We start from the raw sequence: 20,903 nt of genomic DNA, 5'->3' as shown, positions 1-20,903 counted from the left end.
AAAACCGTCGCAACGAAGGAAGCTGAAGCGGCTAATGCTAGCGGAGCAAGGGCAAAATTGCATCCGGTGTGCTCGTCTAATATGGCCAAGCTGCTGTTGGCGGGGGAATATCAGCCCGGGATCGTAGCAATCAATGGCCCTGGACTGGTTCAACCAGCGTCTGCTGCCTGAAGAACAACAGCAAGGGGTGGCGGAAAATGTTGGGGGAGATCGAGACATGATCCGGTTGTATACCGGCAGTTCCGAAGACAACCCGTAACTCTGCAGGAGTGAGCCTGCTGGCGATGGCGGTGTATCAGCCGCCATCCTTTAGTGAATGATCTACCGCTATCGCGAGCAGGCTCACTCCTACAGGGAGATTGTGGCCAGGTATTCAGTAGCCGTGCGACTCGCGGAATTTCTGGTAGTCATGAAATTCGATCCATTCGACCACGTCGTACGGCAGATAGAGCTGCTGCCGGGCGCGCGAGATGGCGATGTACACGGCGCAGATCCGCTCATCGAACGCATAGGCGTCCTTGAACTTGACGTTGGTCAGCAGCTCCGGCGTCAGCAGCACCCGGTCGAACTCCATGCCACCCGCCTCCTGCGCCTGCATCAGCATGCAGCTCTTGCCGGGGCCGCCGATCATGCGATTCAGACGGGTCAGGTCAGCCACCTTGAAGCCCTTTTGCAGCTCGGCCTCGACCCACAGAAACGCCTCGTCGAACTGATTGGCCTCGCGCACCTGCTGCCAGTCGGGCAAGTCGCTGAAATACCGATGCGGGCCCTTATCGCTGTACTCGGCACTGTAGTAGTCAACCTTGAACAGCTCGATGGCGGTGGTCATGAAGTGTTCGAGATCGCGCTGCGCTTTCATGTCGGCAAAGCTGAACAGGCAGTTGCCATCGTGCAATTGCATGGCCCACATCATCGTGTCCCACGGTGAGGCGGTCAGCACCACGCAACCTTCGGGCGGCACAAAGCCTTGTGGATAAAACTCGATTCCGACGTCCGCCTCACGCGCGCCTTCGAAAGGCACCTTGGTCTTTTCCGAGTGCCGGGAAATCAGCGGATTGACCAGACGCTCGACGTTGCGGCCGGAGCGTACCGAATAGGTGATATCGCTCTGGCGCACTTCGCGCTTTCTTTTCACCAGATCTCGGCTGGCGTGCTGATACTCATCGCCCAGGGTGATCAGCACCTGACGGCCGCGCTCGATGATCTGCAGCAGCGAGGCAGGAATATCCTGGCTCTCATCAATCAGCACGTGGGTATAGCGAGGCGGCACCACGCAGCCGGCCAGACTCGCCCGCTTGATCAGCAACAACGCTTCGAAGCCGCTCTGCCGCCCCCATGCCGGGTTGGCCTCAAGATAGGTCCAGACGCGGCTGGAATATTCCAGCAGCACCTTGGACTCAAGGCTGGACAACGAAAGCTGGAAATACGGCAGATGCTGGGCGCTCAGGCTGTAGTCCCGGGACTGACAATAGCGCTCAAGGGTTTCCAGGCAAACGTTGAAGGTCCGTTGCGCATCATGGCCGCGAAAGCCGAGGATATTCAGTTCCTGCGCCACACTCTGCTTACTCGCCAACCTGGCGGCAGCACCCGCCGGCTGCGGTCTGCGACCGTGTATCAGCCCGCGCGCGAAGGCTTCGAAAGTGATGCCGGGCTTGCGATCACCGGTAATGCCCATGCGCTGACCGAGCGTGGCCAGTTTTTCCGGGGTGCGCGCCAGCAGCAGGGTTTTCTCCGGTCGCAGACACTCGGTCAAGGCACCGAGCAGATGGCTCTTGCCGATCCCGGCGTAGCCCTGCACGTGCAGGTCTTCGTCCAGATTGGCGCGGAAGGTCCTGACCAGTTTGTCTTGTGCCGCGCTCAGCCAGCGCTCGCGATGGATGGGGCTGATCATCTGTTGGCTGAACGGATTGTTGGCGGCGTGGTGGCGCGTCTTGAACTCGTCATCCCATTTGCCATCAGGCAGCAGGTAATCCTGCGCCGATACTTCGTCGGCCAACAGCAATCGCAGGTTCAGCCGCCGGATGGCGTTGAGCCCGAAGTACAACTGGCGCGGATCGAACAGTCGCTGCGCCTCGGACAACAGCCCTGCCCGGCCATCGACCGCCCATGCAATCAACTTGGCCAGGACCTTCTCCGCCGCGGCGGCGGTGAGATCCTTTTCGGCCGCCTGGGCCAGATTCTGAATGACCAGCACCGCGGCCAATTGCGCGTCCGTCAGCTCGCCGAGGGTTTTCACGCCCTCTGGCTGCAACAGGCTCGCGCAGGTTTCATCCGTCACAGGCAAGTAAACGGCAGTGGATAAATCGTGATGTTCCGGGTGCATACAACCTCGTAGCCAGGGCGCGAACTTGTCAACGACGCGCGCAGCAAGACGGTGGAGTATGCCACTGTTGCGCAGCGAAGGCCGAACAGGCATTGGGGCGTTGCCTTCGCGAGCAGGTTCGCTCCCACAGAGGCTGGCGTGAAAACTCGAATCGCAGGCATAAAAAAACCGCAGTGGGCGAAACCCATGCAGTTCTGTTGAAGCGTTCGATGTTCGTTAAGGTGGTAACCCCACCAGCCACACCCCGGCACACAATGTTCCCGCTGTGGCTGCTTCCTTCCGGATCTGACCAGGTTCACGGGTAATCGTTGCGGGGGGACCGATGGGGTCACCATAACGACACTCACCTGTCGGCGAGCCGCGCCATTGTACCTATCTGAAGCGAAGTTACAACCGTTGGTTTCAGATTAAAAATATGAGTGGCTTCAAGGACATAAAGATCGCAGCCTGCGCCAGCTCCTACAGGGTGAGAACCTCGTCTGCCCGACCGCCCGCCTGCTGGATCACCAGATGGATGAAGTGCAGCTTGGCAATCGCCGCCGCCGGCAGCACGAACGGGTAGAAATCCGGCTGGCCCATGCTGCGCGACAGTTCGTTGAGCATGCCGGCCAGTTCGATCCACGCATTGACGAATGACAGGAATGCCGCGCCGCCGGGGTGCTCCGGGTCGTACAGGGTGCCGGGCGGAAACGGCTGGTAGTCGAAGTCCATTTCCCGCGCGCTCATGCCGAAGCCCAGCGCAGTGTCCACGGCGTCCATCATGTGCAGGTAATGCGCCCAGGTTTCGGCCCAGTCTTCCCACGGATGCATGGTCGCGTAGGCGCTGACGTAGTGTTGCGGCCAGTCCAGCGGTGCGCCCTGCTGATAATGACGATCAAGCGCTTCGGCGTAACTGGCGCGTTCGTCGCCAAACAGGTTACGGAAGGCTTCGAGCCACGGGCCGTTGGCGATCAGGCGATCCCAGTAGTAATGCCCGACCTCATGCCGGAAATGCCCGAGCAGCGTGCGATAGGGTTCATGCATCGCCGCCCGCACCTGCTCGCGGTGGGCGTCGTCGGCTTCCTTGATGTCGAGGGTGATCAGGCCGTTGGCGTGGCCGGTCATCGGTGCGTTGCCTTCAAGGTCGACGCCGATGAAATCGAAGGCCAGACCGGTGTCTTCATCCACGGTTTTCGGGATGACCGGCAGACCGAGGGTGATCAGTTGCGCGACGAGGCGTCGTTTGGCGATTTCGACTTTGCGCCAGCGCTCGGGGTTTGCCGCCACCGCGAGGTCGGGGATGGTGCGATTGAGGCTGCACGCGACACACAAACTGTCGTGCGCATTGAGGGGCAGCAGCCAGTTGCAGGCAGCCGGCGTGTCCAGGTTGGCACAGCGGCGAAACAGTCCGGCATCGGGGTCGGCGTCGAGCGTCCAGATGCCACCCTCCACACCGGGCGACAATGAAGTGATGCGACTTTCTTCAGGCTGGTAGCCCAGCGCAGCGTTGCAAGCCAGGCACTGGCTGTTGCGAAAGAACAGCGACTGGCCGCAGCGGCACGGCCAGACTTTGCTGTTGCGTGAAGTTTCGCCCATGAACGGCGCGACGATGCGAGAACTGAGCTGCTCGAAAAAGCGGTACATGGCGATCTCTCCCTGGGGCTTGCCAAGACTAGATCATTGCCGAGACAACATCGTTCCCACTAACACCTGGTGAGGGGGGCTTGCCCCCGTTGGAGTGCAACGCACTCCAACGGCAGACTATGGATGAACTGCATTCTCTGAAGTCGGGGCTGCTTCGCAACCCAACGGGGGCAAGCCCCCTCACCACAAAAAAGCGCACTCTCCGGAAGAGGTATCAGGCAGAAATACCATGGGTTTTGAGGAAGGCGATAAACGCTTCTTCGTCCATGACCTTCACGCCCAGCTCATTGGCCTTGGTCAGTTTCGAGCCGGCGCCCGGCCCTGCGACCACGCAATGAGTTTTCGCCGATACCGAGCCCGCCACCTTGGCGCCGAGGCTTTCCAGATGCTCTTTGGCCACATCACGACTCATCAGCTCAACCTTGCCGGTCAGCACCCAGGTCTGGCCGGACAGCGGCAGGCCTTCGACGACTTTCTTCTCGCTCAACCAGTGCATGCCGAAATCACGCAGCTGTTTCTCGGCGGACTCGGCGATCTGCCGGTGCTCTGGCGAAGCAAAGAACTCGCGCACCGAATTGGCCTGTTTCTCCGGCAGTGCCTGACGCATGTCCAGCCAATCGGCATTCATCACCGCTTCCAGCGAGCCGAACTTGTCTGCGAGTTTCTGCGCGCCGCCCGGGCCGACCGAAGGGATGTGCAGCTTGTCGAGTAACCCACCGAGCGTGGTACTCGCAGCAAACTCGGCGCCCAGCTCGCCCTGATCCTGAATCTGCAGACCATGCCCCAGCAATTCAGTAATCACCTGCTGGTTGTGCGCATCTTCGAAGAAGCTGTGAATCTCGTGCGCCACTTCCAGGCCGATGTCCGGCAGGTAGGTCAGCACTTGTGGCAGCGCCTGTTGCACGCGCTCCAGCGAACCCAGCGAACGCGCCAGGACCTTGGCCGTCTCCTCGCCGACATCGGGAATGCCTAGGGCGTAGATGAAGCGCGCCAGTCCTGGCTGCTTGCTGTCTTCGATCGCCGCCAGCAGCTTGTTGCTGGAGACTTCAGCGAAGCCCTCCAGATCGACGATGTCGTCAAACTTCAGCGCGTACAGGTCCGCCGGCGAACTGACCAGACCTTCGTCGACCAGTTGCTCGACGCTCTTGTCGCCGAGGCCTTCGATGTCCATCGCCCGGCGCGACACAAAGTGAATGATCGCCTGTTTCAGTTGTGCGCCACAGGCCAGACGGCCGACGCAGCGGTACACCGCGCCTTCGCTGATGGTTTCCTTGCCTTTGCTGCGCTTGACCAGTTGCGTGCGCTCGACGTGGGAGCCGCACACCGGGCAGCTTTGCGGGATATGCACCGGGCGCGCATCGTCGGGGCGACGTTCGGTGACCACTTGCACCACCTGCGGGATCACGTCACCGGCGCGGCGGATGATCACCGTGTCGCCGATCATCAAGCCCAGACGCGCCACTTCATCCATGTTGTGCAAAGTGGCGTTGGCGACAGTGACACCGGCAACCTTGACCGGTTTCAGTCGCGCTACCGGCGTAACGGCACCGGTGCGGCCGACCTGGAATTCCACGTCGAGCAGCTCGGTGAGTTCTTCCATCGCCGGGAATTTGTGCGCGATGGCCCAGCGCGGTTCGCGGGCACGAAAGCCCAACTCACGCTGATCGGCAATGCTGTTGACCTTGAACACCACGCCGTCAATTTCGTAGGCCAGCGAGTTACGTCGCTCGCCGATGTCGCGGTAGTAATCCAGGCACTCGCCGATGCCTTTGGCCAGTTTCAGCTCATGGCTGATCGGCAGGCCCCACGCCTGCAATTGCTTGAGGTTGCCGATGTGGGTGTCAGAAATATCGTGGGAGACCTGACCAATGCCGTAGCAGCAAAATTCCAGCGGGCGGTTGGCGGTGATCTTCGAATCCAGCTGACGCAGGCTGCCGGCAGCGGCGTTGCGCGGGTTGGCGAAGGTCTTGCCGCCGACTTCCAGTTGCGAGGCGTTGAGGCGCTCGAAACCGGCCTTGGACATGAACACTTCACCGCGCACTTCCAGGGCCGCCGGCCAACCGCTGCCGTGCAGCTTCAGCGGGATGTTGCGCACGGTGCGCACGTTGACGCTGATGTCTTCACCGGTGGTGCCGTCGCCGCGTGTGGCGCCGCGTACCAGCACGCCGTCCTGATACAGCAGGCTGACCGCCAGGCCATCGAGCTTCGGTTCGCAGCTGTACTCCACCGCCGCACCGCCACCGAACAGATCGCCGGCCGGCAGGTCCAGCCCTTCAGTCACCCGGCGGTCGAACTCGCGCATGTCGGTTTCTTCGAAGGCGTTGCCGAGGCTGAGCATCGGCACTTCGTGACGCACCTGGGTGAACGCGGTCAGGGCCACGCTGCCGACGCGCTGGGTTGGCGAGTCGCTGGTGATCAGTTCCGGGTTGGCCGCTTCCAGCGCCTTGAGCTCGTGGAACAACCGGTCGTATTCGGCGTCCGGAATGCTCGGTTCGTCGAGGACGTGGTAACGGTAGTTGTGCTGATCGAGCTCAGCGCGCAGTTCTAGAATGCGGGTTTTGGCGGCGGTCATGGGTGTTCTCTCATAAAGCAAAAGAGCAGCCGAGGCTGCTCCAGTTTCATCATTTAAAGATCGCAGCCTCGTTGCACTCGACAGCTCCTACAGGGTCCTCTGTAGGAGCTGCCGAAGGCTGCGATCTTTTGATCTTGGCCTTTAGCGCTTCTGGGTCAGGGCCCGGCGTTCGAATTCGACGATGCGCTGACGGTAGTGCTCGATGGTCTGCGCGGTCAGAACGCTGCGCTGATCGTCTTTCAACTCGCCATTCAGCTCCTGGGACAGCTTGCGGGCTGCCGCCACCATCACGTCGAAGGCCTGCTTCGGATGACGCGGGCCTGGCAGGCCAAGGAAGAAGCTCACCGCCGGGGTGCTGAAATGGTCGATGTCGTCCAGATCGAAGATACCCGGCTTGACGGCGTTGGCCATGGAGAACAGCACTTCACCGTTACCGGCCATGCTTTCGTGGCGGTGGAAAATATCCATCTCGCCGAAACGCAGACCGCTTTCCAGAATGTTCTGCAACAACGCCGGGCCTTTGAAGCCGGCTGCGTCGCGGCAGATCACGCTGATCACCAGGACTTCTTCGGCTTGCGGCTGATCCTTGTCGGCCACGGCCGGCGAAGGCTTGCTGTCTTCGACAAAGTCATCATCACGGCTGCTGAAGCTCGGGCCACCGTCCAGGTCCAGGTCGAGGTTCAGGTCGCCCTGGGCCGGACCATTGCTGCCACGCTTGCCACGTTTGGAGCCCGATTCGCGAGGCTCGCGTGCTTCGCGGGCCGGCATGCTCACCGACGGCAGATCGTGTTCGTCCAGTTGCGGTTCTTTATGCGTGTCCAGCACGCGAGCCGGGCCCAACAGCTCAGCGCTGGTGTCCTCGTCCGGCAGGTTGGACAGACTTCGGTCAAGACGGAATTTCAGTTTTCCCTTGCCGCCGCGCATACGGCGCCAGCCATCGAAAAGAATACCGGCTATCACAATGATGCCGATGACGATCAGCCACTCGCGCAGACCGATTTCCATGTAATCCCGTGCCTCTATAAAAAATGCTGAAAAATAAGGGGTTTACACTGTGTAAACCGCTTTAAAACGTGGCGCCAACTCTATGTTCTGACAGGCGTTTTGCCCACGTATACGAAAAATTGACATTAAACTAGCACGACCAAAGACAACTTTACACCGTCTGTCACATTGGCTTGCGCGAATATGTCGATTGGCCAGCAAGTCGAAGTCGGTAAAAAAGTCCTACAGAACATCAATACCCTTCCGACACCACGCTGGCTCAGGCGTCCACCATCGCCATCGCCTCCTCGACATCCACTGCAACCAGTCGCGAACAACCCGGCTCGTGCATCGTCACCCCCATCAGTTGATCGGCCATTTCCATGGCGATCTTGTTGTGGGTGATATAGATGAACTGCACGGTCTGCGACATCTCTTTAACCAATCGTGCGTAGCGTCCAACGTTAGCGTCATCCAGTGGCGCGTCAACTTCATCGAGCATGCAGAACGGCGCCGGATTCAATTTGAAGATCGCAAAAACCAGTGCCAGTGCGGTCAGGGCTTTTTCCCCGCCGGAGAGCAAATGGATGGTGCTGTTCTTCTTTCCTGGCGGCCGCGCCATGATCGTCACCCCTGTATCGAGTAGATCTTCGCCCGTCAGTTCCAAATAGGCGCTGCCTCCACCGAAAACTTTCGGGAAAAGTGCCTGTAAACCGCCATTGATCTGATCAAAGGTATCTTTGAAACGGTTACGGGTTTCCTTGTCGATCTTGCGAATGACGTTTTCCAGGGTCTCCAGTGCTTCCACCAGATCGGCGTCCTGCGCATCCAGATAACGTTTACGCTCGGATTGTTGCGTGTATTCGTCGATGGCCGCGAGGTTGATCGCGCCCAGACGCTGAATCCGCGCATTGATTCGTTCGAGTTCATCTTCGGCGGCGCGTTCACTGGCCTCAGGCGTCAAGGTCGCGAGCACGCCATTGAGATCGTAGCCGTCTTCGAGCAATTGATCCTGCAACGCCTTGCGTCGCACGGTCAGCGCTTGCCATTCCATGCGCTGCTGTTCGAGCTGGCCGCGGATCAATTGCGATTGCTGCTCGGCCTGGGTCCGACGTTTTTCCGCTTCGCGCAATTCGCGGTCGGCGTCTTCCAGCGCGATCTGCGCAGTCTTCAGTTCTTCGTCGACGGTCATGCGTTTGTCGAGCAGCTCTTCGAGTTTCAGGCGCAGCTCTTCCAGCGGCGCCTCACCCTCCTCCAGATTCAGACTCAACTGTTCGCGCTTTTCGGTGAGGCGCTCGGCCTGCATCTCCAGACGCTCCAGCGCCTGACGCGTGGAATCGTACTGGGCACGCAACGAGCCGAGACGCACGGCCAGTTGATGAGCGTGATCCTTGTGCTGACGGGCTTCCTGTCGCACGCGGTCGAGGCGTTCGCGCAGGCTGTCGCGCTGGGCCAGCAGCAATTCGCGCTGTTCGGTGTCCAGCGCCATGGCGTCGAGCGCTTCCTGCAATTGCATGCGCGCTTCGCCGATCTGTTCGTGTTCCAGCTCGCGCTGTTCGCCGAGTTCGACCAGCTCTTCATCGAGGCGCGTACGGCGCAAGGTCAGTTGTTCGGCCTTGGCTTTGCCGGCGGACAATTGGGCTTTCAGTTCACCTTGCTGACGCGCTTCGTCTTGCAGCAAGCGCCGCAAATGTTCGCGACCGTTTTCCTGCTGACGCTGTTGCGCACGCAGGGTTTGCAAGCGGGTTTCCATGGCCTCGACCGTGGCTTCGCGCTCTTCGCGCTCGGCCTGCAGCGTCTCGATTTCCTGACCTCGGGCGAGCATGCCGCTCTCGGCTTCACTGGCACGACGCACGCGCAGAAAGTGCCGGCCGACCCAATAACCGTCGCGGCTGATCACGCTCTGGCCGGCGCTCAACTGTCCGCGCAAGGCCAAGGCTTGCTCGAGGCTGTCGACCGGTTTGACCTGACCGAGCCACGGCGACAGATCAATCTGCGCCTCGACCTTGTCCAGCAAGCTGCCGGCCACCCGCACGCCATCGTTGCCCGGGCTGAGCAGGCGCAAATCACCCTGGCTGAAACCGGACAGATCGAAGCCGCTGAAATCGTCGACGAGTACCGCTTGCAGATCGGCGCCGAGCACGGTTTCCACCGCCAGCTCCCAACCCGCCTCGACCTTCAGGCCCTCGGCCAGGCGCGGGCGCTCGGCGAGGTTGTGTTCCTTCAACCATTCGGCGGTGCCGGTGCCCGGATCGAGCGCGGCTTGCTGCAGGGCCTCAAGGGACGCCAGGCGACCGTTGAGCCGCTGCAGATCGCCCTGCGCCTGTTGCTGCGCGGTCAGCGCCTGCTGCAATTCCTGACGCAGTTGCTCAAGCTTTTCGACCTGCGCTTCTTCGCTGGTCTGCAAGTCTTCCAGGGTCGCTTCGGACTCGGCAAGTTGCTCGTTGAGCGCCATGATCGCGGCGTCTTCCGGATCGGCCGAGAGCAAGTCACGCTCCTCCGCAAGACGCTTTTGTCGATCGGCCAGACGCTCCATGCTGGTTTCCAGCTGCTGGATGCGCGACTGCTGCACTTCGGCCTGACGCCGGGGTTCAGCGGCGGTCAGGTTGAAGGTGTCCCACTGCTCCTGCCAGCCGTGCATGACGCTTTCGGAATCTTCCAGCGCAGCGGCGGCTTCTTCGGCGGCGGCGCTGGTGACCTCCTGCTCGGGGGTGAGCATGTCCAGCTCTTCGCCGAGGGTCAGCAGCAGCGTGCGGTCGTGGCCCAGATGCGATTCGGTTTCCAGACGCGCGCGTTCGGCTTCTTTCAGGTCATCCTGCAACTGACGCAAGCGCTGCTGGCCGTGCTGGATGCTCTGCTCGACCCGGGCGATATCGCCGCCGACCGAATAGAAGCGCCCCTGCACCAGATTGAAGCGTTCGGACAGTTCATGGTGCCCGTCGCGCAGGCGCTCAATGGCCGCATCCGCATTACGCTGCTCGGCGACCAACGCTTCGAAACTGACTTCCTGAGTGCCGATGATCGACTCGCGCTGGCCGACCTGATCGTTCAGATCCTGCCAGCGCAGGGCCGACAGTTGCGCCTTGAGCTGACGCTCTTCGGTCTTGTATTCCTGATACTTCTTCGCGGACTCGGCCTGACGGTGCAGGCGTTCGAGCTGGCGTTCGAGTTCTTCGCGCAGGTCGGTCAGGCGGGCGAGGTTTTCGTGGGTGCGGCGAATGCGGTTTTCGGTCTCGCGCCGGCGCTCCTTGTACTTGGAGATGCCCGCCGCTTCTTCGATGAAGTTGCGCAGGTCTTCGGGCTTGGCTTCGATCAGCTTGGAGATCATCCCCTGCTCGATGATCGAGTAGCTGCGCGGCCCCAGACCGGTGCCGAGGAAGATATCGGTGATGTCGCGACGGCGGCATTTGGCGCCGTTGAGGAAATAGCTGTTCTGACTGTCGCGGGTAACTTTGCGGCGAATGGAAATCTCGGCATACGCCGCGTATTCACCAACCAGCGTGCCATCGGAGTTGTCGAACACCAGCTCGATGCTCGCCTGGCTCACCGGTTTGCGGCTGGTCGAGCCGTTGAAGATGACGTCGGTCATCGACTCGCCACGCAGGTTTTTCGCCGAGCTTTCGCCCATCACCCAGCGTACGGCGTCGATGATGTTCGACTTGCCGCAACCGTTCGGCCCGACGACTGCCGCCATGTTACTGGGGAAGTTCACCGTGGTCGGGTCGACGAAGGACTTGAACCCCGCCAGTTTGATGCACTTTAGCCGCACGCTCAGGCAACCGTCAGGGCGGAAACCACCAGATCGCAGCTGCGCCGGGCGTAAGCCGTCAGCACGATGCGGATCTGCGGCAAATCACGGGCGAGCACGGCGGCGAGCAGGCGTTCGAACAGTTCGAGGAACTCGCTCATTTCGGCCTTGCGCTGTTCGAGGGCGAGGAAGTAGGCACGGCTCATGGCCGGCTGCAGGTTCTCGACGGTCTCTTGCAGGTACGGGTTGTTGGCGAACGGGTACGCTGCGCGCATCACGGCGAAGCTGTCGTCGACGAAGGTGCGGATGTCCTGACGTTCATAGCTGGCGCTCAGGCGCTGCTGGATCTGCACGAACGGCGCCATGTCGGCCTGGGTCTGCCAGCCATTGGCGACCGCATTGCCGAGCAGGATGTACAGCTCGCTCATCAACGTGCACAGGCTCTGCACCTTGTGCGCGGTGAGTTCGGTGACATGGGCGCCACGTCGCGGCAGGATCGCGATCAGGTGGCGGCGTTCGAGGATCAGCAGGGCTTCGCGGACCGATCCGCGGCTGACATTGAGGGCCAGCGTGACCTTCTGTTCCTGAATGCGCTCTCCCGGCTTCATTTCGCCGCGAATGATGCGTTCGGCGAGGTGGTGAGCGATTTGCTCGGCGAGGCTGTCCGGCGCCTTGAACGTCATGGTTGTCCTTCAAACTCTTCGATCTGCACAAGCGGCGCAGTGTAGCGCAAATGCAGGTGCATGGCGGAGTGCCCGCAGGGCGGTTTTTGGCACGATTCAAGCAAAAAAGCAGTGGATCCGCTCAGGGTCAATACTCAATAGAGCACACGTTAATCGACAAAAGCGATTTTCCTGACCCTTAAGTCAGAAAACCATTGACCGAAAAGTCAGACCTGCTAAATTCGGTTCAAGTCGGTTAACAACAATAATGAGTCTGCGAGGCCTTCCGTGATCCAGTTTTTACTTAACCAGGAACTCCGTAGCGAGCACGCCCTGGACCCGAACCTGACCGTGCTCAATTACCTGCGCGAGCATGTGGGCAAATCCGGCACCAAAGAAGGCTGCGCCAGCGGCGATTGTGGCGCCTGCACTGTGGTGGTCGGCGAGTTGCAAACGGATGACGACGGCCGCGAACACATTCGCTACCGCAGCCTCAACTCGTGCCTGACCTTTGTGTCGTCGCTGCACGGCAAACAACTGATCAGCGTCGAAGACCTCAAGCACCAGGGCGAATTGCACAGCGTGCAGCAAGCCATGGTCGAGTGCCACGGCTCGCAGTGCGGGTTCTGCACCCCCGGTTTCGTCATGTCGCTGTTCGCCCTGCAAAAGAACAGCGATGCACCGGATCAGGCCAAGGCCCACGAAGCGCTGGCCGGCAACCTCTGCCGCTGCACCGGCTACCGGCCGATCCTCGCTGCCGCCGAGCAATCGTGCTGCGGCAAGCAGCCGGACCAGTTCGATGCCCGCGAAGCCGAGACCATCGCCCGCCTCAAAGCCATCGCCCCGACCGATATCGGCGAACTCAACAGCGGCGACAAGCGCTGCCTGGTGCCGCTGACCGTCGCCGATCTGGCCGACCTCTACGATGCTTATCCACAAGCGCGACTGCTGGCCGGCGGTACCGATCTGGCCCTGGAAGTCACCCAGTTCCACCGCACCCTGCCGGTGATGATCTACGTCGGCAACGTCGCCGAAATGAAGCGCATCGAAACCTTCGAAGACCGCATCGAAATCGGCGCCGCCACTGCCCTCTCCGACTGCTACGAAGCGTTAAACGCCGAGTACCCGGACTTCGGCGAATTGCTGCACCGATTCGCCTCGCTGCAGATTCGCAATCAGGGCACCCTCGGCGGCAACATCGGCAACGCCTCGCCAATCGGTGATTCGCCACCGCTGCTGATCGCCCTCGGCGCTCAAGTTGTGCTGTGCAAGGGTGAAACCCGGCGCACGCTGAACCTGGAAGATTACTTCATCGACTACAAGGTCACGGCCCGCCAGGAAAGCGAGTTCATCGAGAAGATCATCGTCCCGCGCGCCAGCGCCGAGCAGTTGTTCCGCGCCTACAAGGTCTCCAAGCGCCTGGACGACGACATCTCTGCGGTCTGCGCCGCCTTCAACCTGCGTGTGGAAAACGGCGTAATCACCGATGCCCGCATGGCTTTCGGCGGCATGGCGGCGATCCCGAAACGCGCCGCCCATTGCGAAACCGTGCTGCTCGGACAGCCGTTCAACAACGCCGTGGTCGAACGCGCCTGCGCCGCGCTGGCCGAGGACTTCACGCCGCTCTCGGACTTCCGCGCCAGCAAGGAATATCGCCTGCTCAGCGCGCAGAACCTGCTGCGCAAATACTTCATCGAACTGCAAACACCGCACATCGAGACTCGGGTGACCGCTTATGTCTAACCATCACGCCGTAGAGAAGACTCAGGCCGAACTGGCTGAACTGTTCGCCAAGGACCTGACCACCGGTGTCGGCCGCAGCGTCAAGCACGACAGCGCCGCCAAGCATGTGTCCGGTGAAGCGCAGTACATCGATGACCGTCTGGAATTCCCCAACCAGCTGCACGTTTACGCACGACTGTCAGACCGCGCCCACGCGAAAATCATCAGCATCGACACCCAGCCCTGCTACGCCTTCGACGGCGTGCGCATTGCGATCACCCACGAAGACGTGCCGGGCCTGAAAGACATCGGCCCGCTGCTGCCGGGCGATCCGCTGCTGGCCATCGACGATGTGCAGTTCGTCGGCCAACCGGTGCTGGCCGTGGCCGCCAAAGACCTGGAAACCGCGCGCAAAGCGGCAATGGCCGCGATCATCGAATACGAAGATCTGGAGCCGGTGCTGGATGTAGTCGAAGCCCTGCGCAAACGCCACTTCGTGCTCGATAGCCACACCCATCAGCGCGGCGATTCAGCGTCGGCACTGGCCACGGCCGAACACCGCATTCAGGGCACGCTGCACATCGGCGGCCAGGAACACTTCTATCTGGAGACGCAGATCTCCTCAGTGATGCCCACCGAAGACGGCGGGATGATCGTCTACTGCTCGACGCAGAACCCCACCGAAGTGCAGAAACTGGTGGCCGAAGTGCTCGACGTGTCGATGAACAAGATCGTCGTCGACATGCGCCGCATGGGCGGTGGTTTCGGCGGCAAGGAAACCCAGGCCGCCAGCCCGGCGTGCCTGTGCGCGGTAATCGCGCACCTCACCGGGCAGCCGACCAAGATGCGTCTGCCACGGGTCGAAGACATGCTGATGACCGGCAAGCGTCACCCGTTCTACGTCGAGTACGACGTCGGCTTCGACAGCACCGGGCGCCTGCACGGGATCAACATGGACCTGGCCGGCAACTGTGGCTGCTCGCCGGACCTGTCCGCATCGATCGTTGACCGGGCGATGTTCCACTCGGACAACTCGTACTACCTGGGTGATGCGACCATCAATGGTCACCGCTGCAAGACCAACACCGCGTCGAACACCGCCTACCGTGGTTTCGGCGGTCCGCAAGGCATGGTTGCCATCGAAGAAGTGATGGACGCTATTGCCCGCCACCTGCACCTCGACCCGTTGGCCGTGCGCAAGGCCAACTACTACGGCAAGACCGAGCGCAACGTCACCCACTACTACCAGACCGTCGAGCACAACATGCTCGAGGAAATGACCGCGGAACTGGAAGAAAGCAGCCAGTACGCCGAGCGCCGCGAAGCGATCCGCCGCTACAACGCCAACAGCCCGATCCTGAAAAAAGGCCTGGCGCTGACCCCGGTGAAATTCGGCATTTCCTTCACCGCCAGCTTCCTCAACCAGGCCGGCGCGCTGATCCACGTCTACACCGACGGCAGCATCCACCTCAACCACGGCGGCACGGAAATGGGCCAGGGCCTGAACACCAAGGTCGCGCAGGTGGTGGCCGAAGTGTTCCAGGTGGAAATGGACCGGGTGCAGATCACCGCGACCAACACCGACAAGGTGCCGAACACCTCGCCGACCGCCGCCTCCAGCGGTGCCGACCTCAATGGCAAGGCTGCGCAGAACGCCGCCGAGATCATCAAGCAGCGTCTGGTGGAATTTGCCGCGCGGCACTACAAGGTCAGCGAAGAAGACGTGGAATTCCACAACGGCCATGTGCGCGTGCGTGACCACATCATGACCTTCGAAGCGCTGATCCAGCTGGCGTATTTCAATCAGGTCTCACTGTCGAGCACCGGCTTCTACAAGACCCCGAAAATCTACTACGACCGCAGCCAGGCCCGTGGCCGGCCGTTCTACTACTTCGCCTTCGGCGCGGCGTGCTGCGAAGTGATCGTCGACACCCTGACCGGCGAGTACAAGATGCTGCGCACCGACATCCTCCACGATGTCGGTGCCTCGCTGAACCCGGCGATCGATATCGGTCAGGTCGAGGGCGGTTTCGTTCAGGGCATGGGCTGGCTGACCATGGAAGAGCTGGTCTGGAACAACAAGGGCAAGCTGATGACCAACGGCCCGGCCAGCTACAAGATCCCGGCCGTGGCGGACATGCCGCTGGATTTGCGGGTGAAACTGGTGGAAAACCGCAAGAACCCGGAAGACACGGTGTTCCATTCCAAGGCTGTCGGTGAGCCGCCATTCATGCTCGGGATTGCCGCGTGGTGTGCGATCAAGGATGCAGTGGCGAGCCTTGGTGACTATCAGCATCAACCGCAGATTGATGCGCCGGCGACCCCGGAGCGGGTGTTGTGGGGGTGTGAGCAGATGCGCCAGCTCAAAGCGGTAAAACCGGTTGCTGCTGAAGCTGAGCTGGCTCCGCTTTAAGGACCGAGGTGCGGCTATCGCGAGCAGGCTCACTCCTACAGGGGAATGCATTCCAACTGTAGGAGTGAGTCCTGCTCGCGATGGCGGACTGACAGACAACGAAGATGTCGAGGTGAACATGTACAACTGGATCGACGCCCTCGCCGACCTGCAGAACCAGGGTGAACCCTGCGTTCTGGTGACGATCATCGAAGAACTCGGCTCGACCCCGCGCAATGCCGGCTCGAAAATGGTCGTCAGCGCGAAACAGACCTTCGACACCATCGGTGGCGGGCATCTGGAATACAAAGCCATGCAGATCGCCCGCGACATGCTCGCCAGCGGCAAGCAGGACACCCATCTGGAGCGCTTCAGCCTCGGTGCCAGCCTCGGTCAGTGCTGCGGCGGCGCCACGGTGTTGCTGTTCGAACCGATGGGCCAGGTGCAGGCGCAGATCGCCGTATTCGGCGCCGGCCATGTCGGCCGCGCGCTGGTGCCATTGCTCGCCAGCCTGCCCTGCCGGGTGCGCTGGATCGATTCGCGGGAAGAGGAATTCCCCCAACAGATCCCCCACGGCGTGCGTAAAATCGTCGCCGAAGAGCCTGTGGATGAAATCGATGACCTGCCCGTCGGCAGCTATTGCATCGTCATGACCCACAACCATCAGCTGGACCTTGAACTCACCGCCGCGATCCTCAAGCGCAACGACTTTGCCTGGTTCGGCCTGATCGGTTCGAAGACCAAACGGGCCAAGTTCGAACATCGCCTGCGTGATCGCGGTTTCGACGCCAGCGTCGTGCAACGCATGCGCTGCCCGATGGGCATCGGCGAAGTCAAAGGCAAACTGCCTGTGGAAATCGCCATCTCCATCGCCGGCGAAATCATCGCCACCTACAACGCCAATTTCGGCCTGCACACCGCCAGCGCCGAACCGATTGCCAGACTGCTGCCCGCTTCCCGGCGCAGTCAGGCCGCCAAACTCAAAGCCTCAAACTGATTAGAGAACCCTCATGCCTCTGACTCGCAAAGCCTACCGCGCCGCCATCCTGCACAGCATCGCCGACCCCGCTGAAGTGGGGATCGACGCCTCCTACGAATATTTCGAGGACGGCCTGCTGGTGGTCGATGGCGGCAAGATCAGCGCCCTCGGCCACGCCAGCGAACTGTTGCCGACGCTGCCGGCGGACATCGAGATCACGCATTATCAGGACGCGCTGATCACCCCGGGCTTCATCGACACCCACATCCACCTGCCGCAAACCGGCATGGTCGGTGCCTACGGCGAACAACTGCTGGACTGGCTCAACACCTACACCTTCCCGTGCGAAAGCCAGTTCGGCGACAAGGCCCACGCTGATGAAGTCGCGGACATTTTCATCAAGGAACTGCTGCGCAACGGCACCACCACCGCGCTGGTGTTCGGCAGCGTGCACCCGCAATCGGTGAATTCGTTCTTCGAAGCCGCCGAGAAGCTCGACCTGCGGATGATCGCCGGCAAGGTGATGATGGACCGCAACGCCCCGGACTACCTGACCGACACCGCCGAATCCAGCTACGTCGAGAGCAAGGCGCTGATCGAACGCTGGCACGGCAAGGGCCGCCTGCACTACGCCGTCACCCCGCGCTTCGCCCCGACCAGCACCCCGGAACAACTGACCCTCGCCGGACAACTGCTGACCGAATACCCGGATCTGTACATGCAGACCCACATCAGCGAGAACCTCAAGGAAATCGAGTGGGTCAAGGAACTGTTCCCGGAGCGCAAGGGCTACCTCGACGTTTACGATCACTACCAGTTACTCGGCGAGCGCTCGGTATTCGCCCACGGTGTGCACCTGTGCGACGACGAATGCGCGCGCCTGGCGGAAACCGGCTCGGCGATCTCGTTCTGCCCGACCTCGAACTTGTTCCTCGGCAGCGGCCTGTTCAACCTGCCGATGGCCGAGAAGCATAAGCTGAACGTCGGCCTGGGCACTGACGTCGGCGGCGGCACCAGTTTCTCGCTGCTACAAACCCTCAACGAAGCCTACAAAGTCATGCAGTTGCAGGGTGCACGCCTGAGTCCGTTCAAGTCGCTGTACCTCGCAACGCTTGGCGGTGCGCGGGCGCTGCGCCTGGAAGACAAGATCGGCAACCTGCAACCGGGCTCCGACGCCGACTTCCTGGTGCTGGATTACAACGCCACGCCGCTGCTCAGCTATCGCCTGAAGCAGGCCAACACCATTGCCGAGACGTTGTTTGTGTTGATGACGCTGGGCGATGACCGCACGGTGCAACAGACGTATGCGGCGGGTGCTTTGGTGCATCAGCGCTGAGTTTTCCCGAGGCATAAAAAATCCCCCGGGGGTGTTCACCCCGGGGGATTTTTATTGCTTGTCCGATTGCTATCGCGAGCAGGCTCACTCCTACAGTGATCTTTGTTGTTCACACATTTTGTGGCCACTGAAGATCCACTGTAGGAGTTAGCCTGCTCGCGATTGGAGCGACCCGGTATCAGCTCAAAGCTTGGCCGCCGGACGCCCAGGCTTCTTGGTCTGCAACAGATGCGAGAACACCGCATGCAGGTCATCCGACGCACTTTCCTCATCGAGGTTGAGCTTGCTGTCGATGTGATCCATGTGATGCATCATCAGGTCCACCGCCAGCTCACCGTTGCGCGCTTCGATGGCGTCGATCAACTGGGTGTGCTCGTCGTAGGAACAATGCGAGCGGTTGCCGCTTTCGTACTGGGCGATGATCAGCGAGGTCTGCGAGACCAGGCTGCGCTGGAAGCTGATCAATGGCGCGTTTTTCGCCGCTTCAGCCAGCTTCAGATGGAATTCGCCCGACAGACGGATACCGGCACCGCGATCGCCACGGGAGAAGCTGTCGCGCTCGTCGTTGACCATCTGGCGCAGTTCGGCGATCTGCTCGGCGGTGGCGTGCTGCACGGCGAGTTCAGTGATCGCGCGCTCCACCAGACGGCGGGCCATGAACACCTGACGCGCTTCTTCAACGCTCGGGCTGGCGACCACGGCGCCGCGGTTCGGCCGCAACAACACCACGCCTTCATGGGCCAGACGCGACAGCGCGCGGCGAATGATGGTGCGGCTGACCCCGAAGATTTCCCCCAGCGCTTCTTCGCTCAACTTGGTGCCGGGCGCCAGACGCTGTTCGAGGATGGCCTCGAAGATATGCGCGTAGACAATATCGTCCTGGGTTCCGCTGCGGCCGGCTTTGCCTGCTCGCGGTTGTTTCTTGAGGGGTTGCAACTGTTCGTTCATGGGCACTCGAGTCGGGAGAACTGCGGCGAATAGACCGTGACTGTAATACGGCACAGTAGGTCGCTGGCAAGTATCGCGTAAAAAACAGCGCGATTGTACACAATGGAAGGTGGCAACACGACTGTATGGCTGTTTGCGTCCACGGCTGTATTGCAACGATCCGTTACGATTGAGTTTAGGCTTGATCACAGAATCCGCCGCCAGAACACCACCTCCCCTGTAGGAGCTGCCGAAGGCTGCGATCTTTTGACTTTGATTTTAAGAAGCAAGATCAAGAGATCGCAGCCTTCGGCAGCTCCTACAAGGGTTAGCGTTATGGCGGACATCTTCATCTGTATAAGGAACACCACCGTCATGAACGACGCCACCTACACCCGGCTGCGCCCTCTCGCCGACACTTCGCCTTCGGCCATCGTCGCCGGTTTCATTGCGATGATGACCGGCTACACCAGCTCACTGGTGCTGATGTTTCAGGCCGGGCAAGCGGCGGGCCTGAGCAGCGGGCAGATTTCCTCGTGGATCTGGGCGATCTCCATCGGCATGGCGGTGTGCTCGATCGGCCTGTCGCTGCGTTACCGCACGCCGATCACCATCGCCTGGTCGACCCCGGGCGCGGCCCTGCTGATCACCAGCCTGGGCGGCGTCACGTATGGCGAAGCCATCGGCGCCTACATTACCTGCGCAGTACTGGTGACCATCTGCGGCCTGACCGGCAGCTTCGAACGCCTGATGAAAAAGATCCCGGCATCGCTGGCGGCGGCGCTGCTGGCGGGGATTCTGTTCAAGATCGGCAGCGAAATCTTCGTCGCTGCGCAACACCGCACCGGGCTGGTGCTGGGGATGTTCTTCACCTATTTAGTGGTCAAACGCCTGTCGCCACGTTACGCGGTGCTCGCAGCATTGCTGATCGGCACCGCGCTGTCGGGCTTCATGGGCCTGCTGGATTTCAGCGGTTTTCACCTGGAAGTGGCGACACCGGTGTGGACTACGCCGCACTTCTCGCTGGCGGCGACCATCAGCATCGGCATCCCGCTGTTCGTGGTGGCCATGACCTCGCAGAACATGCCCGGCATCGCCGTGCTGCGCGCCGACGGCTACAACGTGCCGGCGTCGCCGCTGATCACCACCACCGGCATCGCCTCACTGCTGCTGGCGCCATTCGGCTCCCACGGCATCAACCTCGCGGCAATCAGCGCAGCCATCTGCACCGGCCCGCACGCCCACGAAGACCGCAACAAGCGCTACACCGCCGCGGTGTGGTGCGGGATTTTCTACGGGATTGCCGGAGTATTCGGCGCTACGTTGGCGGCGCTGTTTGCCGCGTTGCCGAAAGAACTGGTGCTGTCGATTGCCGCACTGGCGCTGTTCGGCTCGATCATCAACGGCCTGAGCATTGCCATGACCGAGGTGAAGGAACGTGAAGCGGCGCTGATCACCTTCATGGTCACCGCGTCGGGGCTGACGCTGTTTTCCATTGGGTCGGCGTTCTGGGGGATTGTGGCGGGGGTTTTGACGTTGCTGATTCTGAATTGGCGCAAAGCTTAAAAGCAAAGATCGGGCCGCGTTCGGACGATCTTTTGATTCACGAAAAAAAACGGCGACCCGAAGGTCGCC

Annotated in this window: 13 protein-coding genes and 1 other RNA gene; 6 read left to right on the top strand and 8 right to left on the bottom strand. The window is 61.1% G+C overall.

Annotated features, from left to right (window positions below):
- The first annotated feature begins 133 nt into the window (after window positions 1-133).
- Window positions 134-259, top strand: coding sequence for a hypothetical protein (locus tag NN484_RS10830; RefSeq protein ID WP_274659080.1), 126 nt, complete (start codon window positions 134-136; stop codon window positions 257-259).
- A gap of 114 nt (window positions 260-373) precedes the next feature.
- Here the strand turns inward: NN484_RS10830 and NN484_RS10825 are convergent, their stop codons facing one another.
- The 7 genes from NN484_RS10825 to NN484_RS10795 form a co-directional block, all read right to left on the bottom strand.
- Complete coding sequence (locus tag NN484_RS10825) at window positions 374-2,323, bottom strand: hypothetical protein (protein WP_127652039.1); 1,950 nt, start codon at window positions 2,321-2,323, stop codon at window positions 374-376.
- Window positions 2,324-2,551: 228 nt separating this feature from the next.
- An RNA gene (ffs, locus tag NN484_RS10820) (signal recognition particle sRNA small type) lies at window positions 2,552-2,648 on the bottom strand.
- 134 nt (window positions 2,649-2,782) lie between these two features.
- Complete coding sequence (locus tag NN484_RS10815; RefSeq protein ID WP_274659079.1) at window positions 2,783-3,946, bottom strand: zinc-binding metallopeptidase family protein; 1,164 nt, start codon at window positions 3,944-3,946, stop codon at window positions 2,783-2,785.
- Window positions 3,947-4,160: 214 nt separating this feature from the next.
- On the bottom strand, window positions 4,161-6,518 hold the full coding sequence (ligA, locus tag NN484_RS10810; protein WP_274659078.1) for an NAD-dependent DNA ligase LigA: 2,358 nt from the start codon (window positions 6,516-6,518) through the stop codon (window positions 4,161-4,163).
- A 141-nt stretch (window positions 6,519-6,659) separates the two neighbouring features.
- On the bottom strand, window positions 6,660-7,523 hold the full coding sequence (zipA, locus tag NN484_RS10805; RefSeq protein WP_215501068.1) for a cell division protein ZipA: 864 nt from the start codon (window positions 7,521-7,523) through the stop codon (window positions 6,660-6,662).
- A gap of 259 nt (window positions 7,524-7,782) precedes the next feature.
- Complete coding sequence (gene smc / locus NN484_RS10800) at window positions 7,783-11,271, bottom strand: chromosome segregation protein SMC (protein WP_274659077.1); 3,489 nt, start codon at window positions 11,269-11,271, stop codon at window positions 7,783-7,785.
- A gap of 2 nt (window positions 11,272-11,273) precedes the next feature.
- The gene (locus tag NN484_RS10795) at window positions 11,274-11,933 is read right to left on the bottom strand and encodes a GntR family transcriptional regulator (protein ID WP_215501069.1); all 660 of its coding nucleotides are present in this window, start codon (window positions 11,931-11,933) and stop codon (window positions 11,274-11,276) included.
- A gap of 267 nt (window positions 11,934-12,200) precedes the next feature.
- Here NN484_RS10795 and xdhA point away from each other — a divergent pair, with 267 nt between their 5' ends.
- The 4 genes from xdhA (at window position 12,201) to guaD (ending at window position 18,341) form a co-directional block, all read left to right on the top strand.
- The gene (xdhA, locus tag NN484_RS10790; RefSeq protein ID WP_274659076.1) at window positions 12,201-13,655 is read left to right on the top strand and encodes a xanthine dehydrogenase small subunit; all 1,455 of its coding nucleotides are present in this window, start codon (window positions 12,201-12,203) and stop codon (window positions 13,653-13,655) included.
- The gene (gene xdhB, locus NN484_RS10785) at window positions 13,648-16,047 is read left to right on the top strand and encodes a xanthine dehydrogenase molybdopterin binding subunit (RefSeq protein ID WP_274659075.1); all 2,400 of its coding nucleotides are present in this window, start codon (window positions 13,648-13,650) and stop codon (window positions 16,045-16,047) included. The genes xdhA and xdhB overlap by 8 nt, the downstream gene beginning before the upstream one ends.
- A gap of 118 nt (window positions 16,048-16,165) precedes the next feature.
- On the top strand, window positions 16,166-17,023 hold the full coding sequence (gene xdhC / locus NN484_RS10780) for a xanthine dehydrogenase accessory protein XdhC (RefSeq protein ID WP_215501072.1): 858 nt from the start codon (window positions 16,166-16,168) through the stop codon (window positions 17,021-17,023).
- A 13-nt stretch (window positions 17,024-17,036) separates the two neighbouring features.
- On the top strand, window positions 17,037-18,341 hold the full coding sequence (gene guaD, locus NN484_RS10775; RefSeq protein ID WP_127652031.1) for a guanine deaminase: 1,305 nt from the start codon (window positions 17,037-17,039) through the stop codon (window positions 18,339-18,341).
- 183 nt (window positions 18,342-18,524) lie between these two features.
- Here guaD and NN484_RS10770 read toward each other — a convergent pair whose 3' ends face one another.
- On the bottom strand, window positions 18,525-19,289 hold the full coding sequence (locus NN484_RS10770; RefSeq protein WP_007961054.1) for a GntR family transcriptional regulator: 765 nt from the start codon (window positions 19,287-19,289) through the stop codon (window positions 18,525-18,527).
- A gap of 354 nt (window positions 19,290-19,643) precedes the next feature.
- Here NN484_RS10770 and NN484_RS10765 point away from each other — a divergent pair, with 354 nt between their 5' ends.
- The gene (locus NN484_RS10765; protein WP_274659074.1) at window positions 19,644-20,834 is read left to right on the top strand and encodes a benzoate/H(+) symporter BenE family transporter; all 1,191 of its coding nucleotides are present in this window, start codon (window positions 19,644-19,646) and stop codon (window positions 20,832-20,834) included.
- The last annotated feature ends 69 nt before the right edge of the window (window positions 20,835-20,903 follow it).

Origin of the sequence: Pseudomonas serboccidentalis, from assembly GCF_028830055.1 — a bacterium.
Classification (GTDB): domain Bacteria; phylum Pseudomonadota; class Gammaproteobacteria; order Pseudomonadales; family Pseudomonadaceae; genus Aquipseudomonas; species Aquipseudomonas serboccidentalis.
The sequence above is the reverse complement of the archived record's forward strand: the minus strand, read 5'-3'. Positions and strand labels throughout refer to the sequence as shown.